General features: G+C 65.9%; 1 protein-coding gene. It reads left to right on the top strand.

What is annotated here, in order from left to right; translation table 11 throughout:
• Positions 1-202 (top strand): helix-turn-helix transcriptional regulator (locus QSV46_RS41295; RefSeq protein WP_314964596.1); only part of this gene is annotated, 202 nt, incomplete at its 5' end.
• Between the last annotated feature and the right edge of the window lie 27 nt (positions 203-229).

Raw genomic sequence — 229 nt, 5'->3', positions numbered from 1 at the left:
CTCCTTGTCCGACCGGGAGCGCGAGGTGCTCACCTGCGTCGGCGAAGGGCTGGCGAACGCCGAGATCGCCGAGCGGCTCTACTTGGCCGAGACGACCGTCAAGACCCACATCGGGCACATCCTGTCCAAACTCAGCCTGCGTGACCGGGTCTCCATGGTCATCACTGCCTACGACGCCGGACTGGTTCGACCCGGTCGCTGACCTTTCGGACATGAGGGCCCTCAGCCC

The organism is Bradyrhizobium cosmicum (assembly GCF_032290525.1).
Taxonomy (GTDB): Bacteria; Pseudomonadota; Alphaproteobacteria; order Rhizobiales; family Xanthobacteraceae; genus Bradyrhizobium; species Bradyrhizobium cosmicum_A.
The sequence above is the reverse complement of the archived record's forward strand: the minus strand, read 5'-3'. Positions and strand labels throughout refer to the sequence as shown.